This window comes from Enterobacter sp. 6722112, from assembly GCF_058661685.1.
This window is the reverse complement of sequence record NZ_JBZWGR010000007.1, coordinates 303,587-316,138: the sequence shown is the minus strand read 5'-3', so window position 1 is coordinate 316,138 and position 12,552 is coordinate 303,587. Positions and strand designations below refer to the sequence as shown.

At 58.8% G+C, this 12,552-nt stretch carries 14 protein-coding genes; 3 read left to right on the top strand and 11 right to left on the bottom strand.

Annotated features, from left to right (window positions below; all coding sequences use genetic code 11):
• Window positions 1-74: 74 nt before the first annotated feature.
• Window positions 75-2,213 (top strand): anaerobic ribonucleoside-triphosphate reductase, encoded by a 2,139-nt coding sequence (gene nrdD, locus AC4OVU_RS03070; protein WP_110292709.1) that lies wholly within the window; start codon window positions 75-77, stop codon window positions 2,211-2,213.
• A gap of 105 nt (window positions 2,214-2,318) precedes the next feature.
• The gene (nrdG, locus tag AC4OVU_RS03065) at window positions 2,319-2,783 is read left to right on the top strand and encodes an anaerobic ribonucleoside-triphosphate reductase-activating protein (RefSeq protein WP_023302982.1); all 465 of its coding nucleotides are present in this window, start codon (window positions 2,319-2,321) and stop codon (window positions 2,781-2,783) included.
• 32 nt (window positions 2,784-2,815) lie between these two features.
• On the opposite strand, the gene AC4OVU_RS03060 is transcribed toward nrdG, so the two are convergent.
• The 10 genes from AC4OVU_RS03060 to AC4OVU_RS03015 all read right to left on the bottom strand — a co-directional run bounded on the left by AC4OVU_RS03060 (window position 2,816) and on the right by AC4OVU_RS03015 (window position 11,484).
• Complete coding sequence (locus AC4OVU_RS03060; RefSeq protein ID WP_017383912.1) at window positions 2,816-4,726, bottom strand: BglG family transcription antiterminator; 1,911 nt, start codon at window positions 4,724-4,726, stop codon at window positions 2,816-2,818.
• 19 nt (window positions 4,727-4,745) lie between these two features.
• On the bottom strand, window positions 4,746-5,882 hold the full coding sequence (locus tag AC4OVU_RS03055; protein ID WP_032652328.1) for a lactonase family protein: 1,137 nt from the start codon (window positions 5,880-5,882) through the stop codon (window positions 4,746-4,748).
• Window positions 5,883-6,001: 119 nt separating this feature from the next.
• A complete protein-coding gene (dagF, locus tag AC4OVU_RS03050; protein ID WP_040117131.1) occupies window positions 6,002-6,742 on the bottom strand; it encodes a 2-dehydro-3-deoxy-phosphogluconate aldolase in 741 nt (246 codons plus the stop codon).
• Window positions 6,739-7,857, bottom strand: a complete 1,119-nt coding sequence (locus tag AC4OVU_RS03045) for a DgaE family pyridoxal phosphate-dependent ammonia lyase (protein WP_110292708.1) — start codon at window positions 7,855-7,857, stop codon at window positions 6,739-6,741. The genes dagF and AC4OVU_RS03045 overlap by 4 nt, the downstream gene beginning before the upstream one ends.
• Window positions 7,841-8,974, bottom strand: coding sequence for an amidohydrolase/deacetylase family metallohydrolase (locus AC4OVU_RS03040; protein WP_023302980.1), 1,134 nt, complete (start codon window positions 8,972-8,974; stop codon window positions 7,841-7,843). The genes AC4OVU_RS03045 and AC4OVU_RS03040 overlap by 17 nt, the downstream gene beginning before the upstream one ends.
• A 42-nt stretch (window positions 8,975-9,016) precedes the next feature.
• Window positions 9,017-9,658 carry a DUF4310 family protein gene (locus AC4OVU_RS03035; RefSeq protein WP_110292707.1) on the bottom strand — a complete coding sequence of 214 codons (642 nt, stop codon included), beginning with the start codon at window positions 9,656-9,658 and terminating at the stop codon, window positions 9,017-9,019.
• A gap of 13 nt (window positions 9,659-9,671) precedes the next feature.
• A complete protein-coding gene (locus AC4OVU_RS03030; protein WP_006810337.1) occupies window positions 9,672-10,448 on the bottom strand; it encodes a DUF4311 domain-containing protein in 777 nt (258 codons plus the stop codon).
• 22 nt (window positions 10,449-10,470) lie between these two features.
• Window positions 10,471-10,770, bottom strand: a complete 300-nt coding sequence (locus AC4OVU_RS03025) for a DUF4312 family protein (RefSeq protein WP_006810338.1) — start codon at window positions 10,768-10,770, stop codon at window positions 10,471-10,473.
• A 2-nt stretch (window positions 10,771-10,772) separates the two neighbouring features.
• The gene (locus tag AC4OVU_RS03020) at window positions 10,773-11,135 is read right to left on the bottom strand and encodes an SFCGS family glycine-rich protein (protein WP_006810339.1); all 363 of its coding nucleotides are present in this window, start codon (window positions 11,133-11,135) and stop codon (window positions 10,773-10,775) included.
• A gap of 10 nt (window positions 11,136-11,145) precedes the next feature.
• Entirely contained in the window at window positions 11,146-11,484 is a 339-nt protein-coding gene (locus AC4OVU_RS03015) for a PRD domain-containing protein (protein ID WP_026080657.1), read from the bottom strand.
• A 416-nt stretch (window positions 11,485-11,900) separates the two neighbouring features.
• Between AC4OVU_RS03015 and AC4OVU_RS03010 the strand changes: the two genes are divergently transcribed.
• Window positions 11,901-12,056 carry a Hok/Gef family protein gene (locus tag AC4OVU_RS03010; protein ID WP_017383916.1) on the top strand — a complete coding sequence of 52 codons (156 nt, stop codon included), beginning with the start codon at window positions 11,901-11,903 and terminating at the stop codon, window positions 12,054-12,056.
• A 70-nt stretch (window positions 12,057-12,126) separates the two neighbouring features.
• Here AC4OVU_RS03010 and cybC read toward each other — a convergent pair whose 3' ends face one another.
• Complete coding sequence (gene cybC / locus AC4OVU_RS03005) at window positions 12,127-12,513, bottom strand: cytochrome b562 (protein WP_010427378.1); 387 nt, start codon at window positions 12,511-12,513, stop codon at window positions 12,127-12,129.
• Window positions 12,514-12,552: the final 39 nt, after the last annotated feature.

Sequence of the window (12,552 nt, the reverse complement as noted above, 5' to 3'; positions counted from 1 at the left end):
TGCCGCGGCGAGGAATACGTCCGGTGAATACTTCTCCACCTTTGTGGATAACCTGTTTTTAAAATGGAGTGATCATGACACCGCATGTGATGAAACGTGATGGCTGTAAAGTGCCGTTTAAATCAGAGCGCATCAAAGAAGCCATTCTGCGTGCAGCTAAAGCAGCGGGAGTCGATGACGCAGATTACTGCGCCACCGTCGCAGAAGTCGTTAGCAGCCAGATGCATGAACGCAGCCAGGTGGATATCAACGAGATCCAGACCGCGGTTGAAAACCAGCTGATGTCTGGTCCGTACAAGCAGCTGGCGCGCGCCTACATTGAGTATCGTCACGACCGTGACGTCCAGCGTGAGAAACGCGGTCGCCTGAACCAGGAGATCCGCGGCCTGGTAGAGCAAACCAACTCGTCGCTGCTCAATGAAAATGCCAACAAAGACAGCAAAGTGATCCCAACCCAGCGCGACCTGCTGGCCGGTATCGTCGCCAAGCACTATGCCCGCCAGCACCTGCTGCCGCGCGACGTGGTGTCTGCGCACGAGCGCGGTGAGATCCACTATCACGATCTCGACTACTCGCCGTTCTTCCCGATGTTTAACTGCATGCTGATCGACCTGAAAGGCATGCTGACCCACGGTTTTAAAATGGGTAACGCCGAGATTGAGCCGCCGAAATCCATCTCCACCGCGACGGCGGTCACGGCGCAGATCATCGCCCAGGTGGCAAGCCACATCTATGGCGGCACCACCATTAACCGCATCGATGAAGTGCTGGCCCCGTTCGTGGCCGAGAGCTTCAACAAACACCGTAAAACGGCGGAAGAGTGGCAGATCCCGGATGCCGACGGTTACGCCCGTTCCCGCACCGAGAAAGAGTGCTACGACGCGTTCCAGTCGCTGGAATATGAGGTAAACACGCTGCACACCGCCAACGGCCAGACGCCGTTTGTGACCTTCGGGTTTGGCCTCGGCACCAGCTGGGAATCACGCCTGATCCAGCAGTCTATTCTGCGCAACCGCATCTCCGGCCTCGGTAAAAACCGTAAAACGGCGGTGTTCCCGAAACTGGTGTTCGCCATTCGTGACGGCCTGAACCACAAGTTTGGCGATCCGAACTATGACATCAAGCAGCTGGCGCTGGAGTGCGCGAGCAAGCGTATGTACCCGGACATCCTCAACTACGACCAGGTGGTGAAAGTCACCGGTTCGTTTAAAACGCCAATGGGCTGCCGCAGCTTCCTCGGCGTGTACGAAGATGAGAACGGCGAGCAGATCCACGACGGGCGCAACAACCTGGGCGTCATCAGCCTGAACCTGCCGCGCATCGCGCTGGAAGCTAAAGGGAATGAAGCGGCCTTCTGGACGCTGCTGGATGAACGTTTACAGCTGGCACGTAAGGCGCTTATGACCCGCATCGCCCGTCTTGAAGGGGTGAAAGCCCGCGTCGCGCCAATTCTCTATATGGAAGGAGCCTGCGGCGTGCGCCTGAAGGCGGACGATGATGTGTCGGAGATCTTCAAAAACGGTCGCGCATCGATCTCTCTTGGCTATATCGGCATTCACGAAACGATTAACGCGCTGTTTGGCGACAAGCACATCTATGACAACGACGCCCTGCGTGAGAAAGGTATCGCGATTGTGCAGCGCCTGCGCGATGCGGTAGACCAGTGGAAAGAGGAAACTGGCTACGGTTTCAGCCTGTACAGCACGCCGAGCGAAAACCTCTGCGATCGCTTCTGCCGTCTGGACACCGCCGAGTTCGGCATCGTGGAAGGCGTGACCGACAAAGGTTACTACACCAACAGCTTCCACCTCGATGTGGAGAAGAAGGTGAACCCGTACGACAAGATCGACTTTGAAGCGGCCTATCCGCCCATTGCGAACGGCGGTTTTATCTGCTACGGCGAGTACCCGAACATTCAGCACAACCTGAAGGCGCTGGAAGACGTGTGGGATTACAGCTATCAGCACGTGCCGTACTACGGAACCAACACGCCAATTGACGAGTGCTACGAGTGCGGCTTTAGCGGTGAGTTCGAATGCACCAGCAAAGGCTTCACCTGCCCGAAATGCGGTAACCACGACGCAGCCCGCGTCTCCGTGACCCGCCGCGTGTGCGGCTACCTCGGCAGCCCGGATGCCCGTCCGTTTAACGCCGGTAAGCAGGAAGAGGTGAAGCGCAGGGTGAAACATCTGGGGAATGGGCAGATCGGGTAATCCGCTGCCACGTTAATGCCCGGTGGCGCTGCGCTTACCGGGCCTACGGACCGCTCTCTTTTGTAGGCCGGGTAAGCGCAGCGCCACCCGGCGTGGTTATTCGCGATGAACTATCACCAGTACTACCCCGTCGACATCGTCAACGGCCCCGGCACCCGCTGTACCCTGTTTGTATCAGGCTGCGTTCACGAGTGCCCCGGCTGCTACAACAAAAGCACCTGGCGCCTGAACTCGGGTATGCCGTTTACCGCTGAGATGGAAGACCGCATCATCAACGACCTGAACGACACGCGCATCAAACGCCAGGGGATCTCGCTCTCCGGCGGCGACCCGCTCCATCCGCAAAACGTGCCGGCGATCCTGAAGCTGGTAAAACGCATCCGCCGCGAGTGCGCAGGAAAAGACATCTGGGTCTGGACGGGCTATAAGCTGGATGAACTGAATGCGCAGCAGATGGAAGTGGTGGATCTGATTAACGTCCTGGTCGACGGCAAGTTCGTGCAGGATCTAAAAGATCCTATGCTTATCTGGCGCGGCAGCAGCAACCAGGTTGTGCATCATCTGCGTTGAATGAAGGCGGATATCCTCTGTCCGCCTGAACGTCAAAACCGACTCAAACTCTCCATCGCCTCAGCCTTAAACGCCGCAAAATTCTCGCACTGGCACAGGCGCGCCATCGCGCGTTCACGCAGGAAGGTGACAAAGATGTCGTAAATCGCCATTGCCTCTTCGTACTCGCTTTTGCTGATGGCGAGCAGGAAGATGACATGAGCGGTTTCATCTCCCCACTGAATGCCCTGCGGCGCCAGCACGGTGTAGACCACCGTTTTTTGCGCCAGCAGCCCGAGGGAGTGCGGCAGCGCGATGCCGTCGCCGAGCATGGTGCTGACGATGGCTTCACGCTCGATAACCGATTCCAGAAACTCCGCGCCGACAAAACCTTCCCCTTCAAGCTGCCCGCACAGTTCGCGGAACAGCGTTTGCTGGTCGACAGGCTTGTCGAGAATGCGGAAATGGGCCGCGTCGAAGTATTTTTCCAGCATCCACGGGCGGGTGCGATCCACCAGCACCAGCTTGCCGATCTGCTCTAACTGATAATCGGTCGGGAACGGGGCGATCATCACCACCGGTTTGGATTTTTCGCTCACGCGGGCGGTGGAGATCACGAAGTCTTCGCCAATGGCATCGGCAAGCTCGTACTCACGAAGGGTGAGCGTGCGCGTCACCTCAATCTGCGGATATTTACGCTGAAGTACCGCCTCGATCATGCGCACCATCGCGTTACCGGCGTCGCACACCAGCAGCACCCGCGGCTGGCGCTGGTAGCCGATATTGTAATGGCGCTCCAGCCCGACGCCGATATGCAGCACCAGAAAACCAATTTCGTTTTCGCTGATCACATACGGGGTGTATTTGCCCCAGCTCGACACCGCCGCGAGGGTCATATCCCACGCCATCGGGTAGTGCTGCTTGATGTTATCCAGCAGCGGATTGGGGATCATGATTTGATACCGCACGCGGGTAATCATGGTTTTGATGTGCGTGAGCAGATCTGCATGCAGTTGCTCATCGCTCAGCAGGTTGTAGTTATAGTGGGTGTTGATGTAGCGCAGAATGTAGTTGACCAGCGCTTCATCGTCGTCGGCGTTAATCGCGCTGGGGGCGATCTCCTGGATCTGCCGCGCCGCAATGTGCACGCACAGCCAGCTCTCTTCTGACGGCGAAAGCGCTTTGCCCGCCAGCTCCTGGATAGCCACCGCGATATCTTTCGCCGCCTCGCGCACGTTCTCTTCCACGTCCTCCGCGTGGAATTCCGGCAGCGGATACCCCTCGCTGATGCGCCGCACCGACACCGCGCAGTACAGGCGCAGGAATAGCTCCCCTTCGTCGGTCAGGCGAATGTGATGGCGCGTCAGCGCATCGTGCAGCACCGGCACCATCTTTTCCGCTACGCCCGCGTTCAGCGCCACGTCGGTCACCAGCGGGTTCAGGCTGTCCTGCTGCGCCAGCTCCCACAGGAGGTCGGTCAGGCAGGCGCGGATCGCCATCTCGCTGCCAAACAGCTTCATGCCGTGGCGCGGGCGGGTTTCCAGCGTCAGGTTGTAACGGTGAAACCACTCGCGCACTTCCACCATGTCGCTCTGCAACGTGGCCCGGCTAACGAACCACTCATCGGCCAGATCCTCCAGCTTGAGGGAAAAGGCTGACGTCAGAAAACGCACCACCAGATAGTGCACGCGCTCCGGTCCGGTTCGCGGAATACGCAGCGCGCGCGGGTGGGACGCCTGCAATTGTTGATAGCGCACCACATCATTAATTTTGAGCTGATAACCGTTGCCCCGGCTCAAAATGAACTGCGCGCCGTGGCTGGCCAGCAGCGCGTTCAGGGCGGTGATATCCGCCCGGACGGTTCGCGTGGAGACCGACAGCCGCTGCGCCAGCTCATCCTGTGGCAGCGTCTCGTTTTGCAACAGATCGAAAAGTTGCGCTAAACGTTGGTTCGGAAATCGCACGTCGTTGTCCTCTTACTGCTCAGGGTGAAATGACCATCTGGGATGGGCTGCCGACCGGGGTATAGTCTGGCTCGGCGCTCAGCTTGCCGTCCGGCGCCACGCGGAAACGGGTAATGTTGTCGCTGCGCTGGTTCATGACGTACAGCCAGCGACCCTGCTTATCGAGCGTCAGGGTGCGCGGATAGTCGCCGCGCGTCCAGACATCATCCTGATGCGTCAGCGTACCCTCCGCCGTTACGGTAAAGTGCCCGATGCTGTTATGCAAACGGTTAGCGACATACAGCTGTTTCCCGTCGGCGCTTAGCGCCAGCCCGGCAGCAAAACTGGTGCCTTTATAACCGTCCGGCAGGGCTGAAACCGTTTTACCCTCTTTCAGCCTGCCATTACTGTCCAGCGCATAATGGGTGAGCGTAGACGCCTCTTCGTTAATCAGCCACAGGGCATCGCCTTTCGGCGTAAAGACGAAGTGGCGCGGCCCGGCCCCTTTTGAGGAGGCGCTGATAAATGGCGGATCGTTCGGAGTCAGCTTCCCGGTTTGATCGTCAAAACGGTACTGATAGATGCGATCCAGCCCCAGATCGGTGGAAAAAACGTATTTCCCGCCCGGATCGGCGGCGATCATGTGCGCATGTGGGCCGTTATGATCGCTGATGGCGAAACTGCCTTCGACGGCAGCTTCCGGCTTCGCCGCGCCCGGTTCGCCTTTGTCCTGATGGGTGTCCGTAGCATCGCCCAGGCTGCCGTCTGCGTTAACGGGCAGCACCGCGACAGTTCCGCTGACGTAGTTTGCCACCAGCAGATGTTTGCCGTTCGGCGTCAGGGAAAGATACACCGGCCCCGCGCCGCCGGAGGACACCTGATTCAGCTCGTTCAGCGCGCCGTTATCACCGATGCGCAGCGCCTGCACCACGCCCTGCTCCACTTCGCTTGCCAGATACAGCGTTTTGCCGTCGTGTGAGACGGTTAACTGCGCGGCGTTCGGCAGTTTGCTCACCAGTGTTTTATCGTTCAGCGCACCGGTTTGCGGATCTACGGTAAAGCGGTACAGCCCTTCACCGTTCGGATTATAGGTGCCCACCCAGGCGTACTGGGTTTGAGCGATTGCAGAGGTAGCAAGTAAAGAGAGTGAAGCGACAAGCAGGGTACGGGTGTGCATGGTGGCTCCTTCGGGTGTGTGCGGTTTGTTTCCCCTCACCCTAACTCTCTCCCCAAAGGGGAGAGGGGACGATTACACCCTCTCCCCTTTGGGGAGAGGGCTGGGGTGAGGGGCAGGTTCTACTTAACCAGCTTCTTCGTCATCGCCAGCAGCGTGCGCACATCTTCCGGACGCGTGTCGCCGCTGGCCTTGTCGATAATCGAGCTGTAGATATGCGGGATGATTTTGCTCACGCCCGCATCCAGGGCGATCTGCAAGATCGCCTCGAAGTTCTCCAGATCGATTCCCCCGGTCGGCTCCAGCCAGAAGTCGTGACGGGCGCAGGCTTCCGCCACCGCCTGGTATTCGTCACGGCATTTCAGGCCGCCCATCGGGAAGTACTTGATGGAGCTGCCGCCGAAATCTTTCAGCAGGGCGATAGCGGTTTCAACCGGTACGATGCCGTCAGGCGCGTTGCTGCTCAGCGGGCCGGTGGAGATTTTCACCATCCCGACGGTGCCGGTCGGGGAGACCAGACCGTTGACCACCGACTCATTCTGCCCCAGCAGCGCGCGGCTGGTGGCCACGCCGGTAAAGACCTGGTTAACGTGCTGCGGCTGCACCTGGCGGGAGATTTCACTCACCATCGCCGACTGGTTCGGGTCGCCCGCGCCCAGCCCCACGGAGAGCGCATTATCAATCAGCGCGGCGTATTCGCGCATGTCCGCAACCGCGCTCGCCACGTCCGGGTAATTTTTGGAGAGCACGCCCACCAGCACATGACCTTCCGCCGCCTCGTAAATGGCGCTGGCGTTGGCCTTTGAGCCTGCCAGCACGTTCAGGCAGACGCGGTCACGGTAAAAGTTGGGGGTCAGTTTCATGCTTTTTTCTCCTGTCCTAATACTTCGCTAATGCGGCGGTACACGATGTTCAGCTGGTCAGCATTCACGCTGCGCACGTCCGCCTCGATAATCCCTTCGTTGGCCTTATAGCCACGGAAGTAAATGGCGTATTCGCCCTGTTTCAGCTTCGCCACCAGATCGCCCGTGCCGACGCCCGTAGCGGCTTCGTCGAACTTAATCTCGGTACGGGCGATATCGCGACCGGCGCTGTCCCAGACCACGCGCGCGGTCACGCCGTTCAGGGTGTTCAACGCGTCGATAAACGGCGTCATCTTCGCCACCATCTCGGCCCCGCTCTCTTTGGTCGCCGTCAGGTAGTGTTCGATGGCGCAGGTCAGGCCCAGGATACCCTCTTTGCCCACTTTCATCGCGCGACCAATGCCCGCCGTCTGGCGCTTCACCCACTCAACGTACTGGGTTTTGCCGATCACCAGCCCGCTGGTTGGCCCTTCGATCGCCTTCGCGCCGCTGTAGATCACCAGATCGGCACCGGAGCGGTAGTAGGTGTGCAGATCTTCTTCCGCCGCCGCATCGACGATCAGCGGGAGATCGTGCTTGCGCGCCACGACCGCCGCCTGCTCGACGCTGAGCATGCTTTTCTGCACGCAGTGGTGCGATTTGATGTAGAGGATCGCCGCCGTGCGCGGAGTGATCGCCGCCGCCAGCTGATCGGCAGAGCATTCGTTGGCGTAGCCCGCCTCCACCAGCTTGCCGCCGCCCAGCGCCACCATGGTGCCCACCGGCGCGCCAAAGTTCACGTTGTGGCCTTTCGGCAGGACGATTTCGTTGTTTTCAATCGGTGTGACGTGCAGGTTTTCCAGCAGCCAGTCGCTGTCTTTCACCAGCACCGCCGCCACGGACTGGGCAACGCCCGCCGACGCGCAGGAGACCACCGTCGCCCCTTCCACCTCCAGCAGCTTCGCGATGTATTCCCCGGTTTTATTGACCAGATCCTTCATCTCGAAATAGTGATTCATGCCGTCCATCGCCGCCTGCACCACTTCTGGGCGCGGCGTGGAGACACCCAGCGCCGTCATGCGGCCAGAGGTGTTGATAACCTGCTTTAAGTTGTACTTCTCATAAATCGAAGGCATGTTCCGTGCTCCCTTGTTCGGTCATGTAGCCCTTGCCCGCGCGGATCGCGGCAAGCGGCATCAGAATGTGTTCAGCCTGTAGGCTGTCGTTTTCGGCATCCGTCAGCACCGTCGGCTGGCGCTTGAGCGTAAACAGCGTCAGATCGGCGTCGAGGCCAGGCTGAATGCGGCCTTTGCGCGCCAGGCGCAGGCCGTCGGCGGCGTTGGCCGTGACACAGTCAATCACCTGCGGCAATGACATGCCGATGGCGAGGAATTTCGACATCACGCTCGCCAGCGAGCCGACCGGGCCGTTGATGCGGTTGCGGCAGTAAATATCCGAGCTGATGGTATGCGGCAGAATGCCCATCGCAATGGCGCGCTTCGCCACTTCAAAGCTGAAGCTCGCCGTGCCGTGGCCGACGTCCAGGCGCACGCCGCGCTTCAGTGCAGACGTAATGGAGGCGCGTAGCTCGCCGGAGGGCGTCAGAATGCGGTTAGGCTTGCCGTTGTAGCAGTGGGTGATGATGTCGCCGGAGCTCAGCAGTTCGGCAATCTCATCGAGGTTAGGCGGGTTGTTGCCGATGTGCACCATCAGCGGCAGGTCGCCGTTCTCTTTCTGAATCGCTTTCGCGCGCTCCAGCGGGGTGATGCCGTTTTCACCGACCACGCTGCTGCTCATGCGCGCCTTCAGGCCAACGATAAAATCCGGGTGGCGCGTCACCGCCTGCTTCACCGCATCGGCGTCAATGTTCGCCATGTTGGCCAGCTCGTTCTGGGCGATCAGCCCCACGCGGGAGATGTTCAGCAGGGCAAACACCTCGGTGGAGGCTTTGCGGGTGATGGCGTAAAAATCGTCCACGTCGTCGGCTCCGGTACTGCCCGCGTCCACCACGGTGGTGACGCCGGTGGCAATGCCCACGCTGTCCGGCTCGTCGTGGTAAATCGGGGAGTTCGGGTAGCAGTGGACGTGGGAGTCAATCCAGCCCGCGCTGACGAACACGTCGCCGTTCAGCTCAACCGTTTTGCGGGCGGGAGCGTCAATGTCGCCTGTCGCGGCAATCTTCCCGTCCTGGATGGCGATATCGGTCAGGGTATCGTCGGCGAGGCGCGCACGGCGCAGGAGTAAATCAAACATGAGGATCTCCTGATAAAGCGGGCACCGAAGCGCCCGCGGGTATTAAAGGGCGACCGGGAACAGCCAGCCCAAAATCATTGCGCCGAGGATGGCGCCACCGGTAATCGGCTTCTGCCAGATGTAGAACAGCAGCGCGCCTGCCATGGAACCGACGCCGATTGGAATGGAGGCGGTCATGGCGCTGAGGATAATCAACGGCCCGAGGAAGCGGCCGGAGGCGTTACCCGCGCCCATCATCACATCTGCGCCGTAGGTGGAGTTGCTCTGATTGATGGTGAACTTACGCGCCAGGATGATGACGTAGCCAATCGCCAGGCCAATCACCAGGCCGGTAATCAGCGCGGCAATGAAGTTGGTCACCGGGAACATGATCCCCGCGCCCAGCAGCAGCGCCGGAACGCCGAGGCCCACGCCGGTCTGGATCGCACCGCCGATATCGAGAATACCCACCAGCGAGCCTTCGATAATACGGGCGAACAGGAAGCTCGCGCCAAATGCCGCCACCGCGCCGTAGACGCCGGTATCGATTCCCGCTTTCAGCATCGCCACGAAGGCCACTTCGTTAAACGCGCCGATGCCGTAGAGGTAGTACATGTGCGTCCCGGCGAAGACGCCGGAGGAGAGCAGGCCAACGAAGATCGGGAACGACCAGTCGGCATACCAAAAACCTTTATTCTGTTCCATTTAGAGGCTCCTGTTATTTACCGCTGAGCGAGTTGTGGATCATGTCGAGCCAGTTCGGCACGGTCAGATGGAAGGATTCGATCATCTTCATGTCGAAACCGCGGAAGAAGCCGCTCAGCACGAAGAGCAGGACGATCGCCGCCATCATCACTTTGGTGACGTGGTTCCAGCCACTCTCTTCAACACCTTTACCAATCAGAATACCCAGTACCAGACCCGGTACGGCGTTACCCATGATCAGCTGTGCCGCGCCGCCAAAGATGGTGGCCCAGAAGCCCGATTTTTTACCCGCGTCGATGGCCGCCAGCCAGAAGATCACCGGCATCACGGTGTTGACCAGCAGGTTCGCCGCCGGTACCAGCACCTTCACGGCGGTCACCTGAAGCGCTGCCGGAACGGAGGAGGCGGTCAGGTTAAGGAAGGTCACGACAATCATGCCGATGATGCCGCAGGCAATCGCCATTTTGCGCGGGTCATGCAGCGTTTCACCGACGTTACGGTTTTTAATCATCAGTGCAGCAGCACCCCAGTTCGGGATGATGCGGTGGTCAACGTCCTGTGTGAAGGCACCTGCGGCCACGGAAGAGGCCCAGGCGTTAAAGAAGAAACCTAACCCAAAGGAGAAGTGGGACGCCGGATCCCCTTCGCAGGAGTTCAGTTCCCCCAACGTACGAAACGCGCCCATACCCTGAGTGGTAGGCGCATGAAACATGCGTGCAGCCCCGGCGCCAACACCGACGCCAACCAGGCCGCCAATGATGAGCGATTTTATTAATATAATTAAGAACATCAGTCTGCCCTTTTATGAATAATCAGCGTTGCGTGACGAAATCCACCTGGTCGAGATTGATGGCGGTCACGTTGACGGTCACATCCAGCTCCACGCTGTAGGTGCGTCTTTCCCGGCGCAAAAAGAAGAACAGAAACGCTTCTTTTCGCACCGCTTCTTGCGCCTGAACAACCTGCACATCCTGTGGCTCAATACGCAGTAAGATATGCGGTGAGGCTTTCATCACCGCAGCCTGAACGTGGTTGAGGGCGTCGGCAAAGGCGCGCGCTTTGGCGTCGCCCTTCCCCTTCACTCTCACCGTGGTTGTGAACTGTTCTTTCATGCTTACGCGCCGTATTTCTTCTGCCACGCCTGTACCAGACGCTCGCCCAGCTCTTCTTTATCCATAAAGCCAAAGCCCAGCACGTTGCAGCCTTCGTTGATGGCGGTCACCCCCTCATCCACGGAGCGCATGCCGTATTTGGCCTTGTAGCCATATTTGGTCTGAGCGGTGATGGCGCCCGCGCCGCCGCTGCCGCAGAAGGAGATCCCGAAGGTGGCGTTTTCTGCTTTCATCACGTCACCGAGCTTCATATCCGCTGCCATGCCCGGTACGACAACCGCGCGTCCGCCGGCTTTTTCCACACCCGCAGCCACTTTCTGACCTTTACCCAGGCGATCGCCAATCACGACTGTAATCTGTTCCATGTGTTGCTCCTTAAAGGTTGTCTTTCGCGACTTCGAAGTGAACGGAGAGCAGCCAGGCCTCTTCATCAGGAAGGTTGCCGAACTGCGCTACCACTTCACGGGCGAGTTGCATTGAATCTGGTGAAATTTCGTCGAACAGCTCTGCTTCAACCTCCGGCAGCGGCTCGCCGGTCACGGACCGGTGCGCCATTGCGCGAACGTGGGAGGTCAGCATCTGCTCCTGTACCGCGTTGGGAATGATGTTGTGCCGGGCCAGCAGGGCGTAGACCTGCTGAAGCATGGTATTCGCGAGCTGTTCTGTTTGCACCGCCTGTTCCCCAACGTCGTTCATTACCGCTCCGTTAATCACTCGTCTTACCCCGTTAATGGCTCTGGAATAAAACTAACGTCGAGGGGGAATTGTTTGTAGCGAGTTGTTTTCCACTTCGAAGTGGAAAGGCGAGCAGCGGCAGTGATCTGTGCCACATAAATGCGGTGAATCTGTATAAATCGCTGGATTTACGTGATGAATATCACGCTATTACGCGGCATTAGACTGGTAAGCGGAGTGGAAAAGATTACGAGCAGGCTCGTAGAAATGTGACGTGGATAAGGTTTTCTTATGGGGATCCGCTAGAGTGGCGGCGGGTGCTTGAGACTGACCGTCTCAGGCATGGGACGGAAAGTGGAAAGCCCCGCCTGATAAAAAATCAGGGCGGGGGCTCGAAACGACACGTCACACCGTGGAGTTCGCTACCTCGCCCGCTTAAAAGCAAGGAGGCATCCATGAAACGCAGAAACCCAAGTATCGGGGTTTTGATGATTATTTCTTTGACAATAATCATCTTAACGCTGGTGACGAGGAAAACACTGTGCGAGATCCGTTTTCGTAACGGCTCGCTTGAAGTGACAGCGCGGATGGATTGTCGCTCCGGCAAGTAGGGAGCAACGATGCGGGGGCGCATCATGCGCCTCCGCATACGGGGAGAGGACGTACAGCTCAGGCACCCAATTAACGATACTTTTTGTGGTACGTGTTGCGGGTCGCGACAAACTGATCGGCTGCCGCCTGGGCTTCCTTCACTTTGCCTTCGTTCGCCAGCTTCAGCGCGCCGTCAATCTGGCCGACCAGCACGTCAAAACCGTGGCGGTAGTCTTTCATCTCGGCGCTGTCTGCCGCTTTGCTTTCCAGCTTCGGCGGCGTCGCTTTTTGCGCATCCAGCGCGGCTTCACGCATTTTAGTCAATGCGTCTTTCATGTCCGCCGCATTGTCCGTTTTCTGCACCACCTTCAGGTTTTCACTGAGGATGTCCATGTTGTCTTCGAGATCGGCAGCAAACGCAGACGAGCCAAGAACCAGCGTTGAAGCCGCGACGATCGCTAACAGGTGTTTACGCATTGCTCACTTCCTTTTTTTATTATTAATCACGCTTTTACG

Bases quoted from the DNA above. Each gene is read 5' to 3' on its own strand.
- AC4OVU_RS03030 (WP_006810337.1), bottom strand. From the start codon at position 10,448: ATGTTCTTAATTATATTAATAAAATCGCTCATCATTGGCGGCCTGGTT.
- AC4OVU_RS03025 (WP_006810338.1), bottom strand. From the start codon at position 10,770: ATGAAAGAACAGTTCACAACCACGGTGAGAGTGAAGGGGAAGGGCGAC.
- AC4OVU_RS03020 (WP_006810339.1), bottom strand. From the start codon at position 11,135: ATGGAACAGATTACAGTCGTGATTGGCGATCGCCTGGGTAAAGGTCAG.
- AC4OVU_RS03055 (WP_032652328.1), bottom strand. From the start codon at position 5,882: ATGCACACCCGTACCCTGCTTGTCGCTTCACTCTCTTTACTTGCTACC.
- AC4OVU_RS03035 (WP_110292707.1), bottom strand. From the start codon at position 9,658: ATGGAACAGAATAAAGGTTTTTGGTATGCCGACTGGTCGTTCCCGATC.
- cybC (WP_010427378.1), bottom strand. From the start codon at position 12,513: ATGCGTAAACACCTGTTAGCGATCGTCGCGGCTTCAACGCTGGTTCTT.
- nrdG (WP_023302982.1), top strand. From the start codon at position 2,319: ATGAACTATCACCAGTACTACCCCGTCGACATCGTCAACGGCCCCGGC.
- AC4OVU_RS03040 (WP_023302980.1), bottom strand. From the start codon at position 8,974: ATGTTTGATTTACTCCTGCGCCGTGCGCGCCTCGCCGACGATACCCTG.
- AC4OVU_RS03045 (WP_110292708.1), bottom strand. From the start codon at position 7,857: ATGCCTTCGATTTATGAGAAGTACAACTTAAAGCAGGTTATCAACACC.
- nrdD (WP_110292709.1), top strand. From the start codon at position 75: ATGACACCGCATGTGATGAAACGTGATGGCTGTAAAGTGCCGTTTAAA.
- dagF (WP_040117131.1), bottom strand. From the start codon at position 6,742: ATGAAACTGACCCCCAACTTTTACCGTGACCGCGTCTGCCTGAACGTG.
- AC4OVU_RS03010 (WP_017383916.1), top strand. From the start codon at position 11,901: ATGAAACGCAGAAACCCAAGTATCGGGGTTTTGATGATTATTTCTTTG.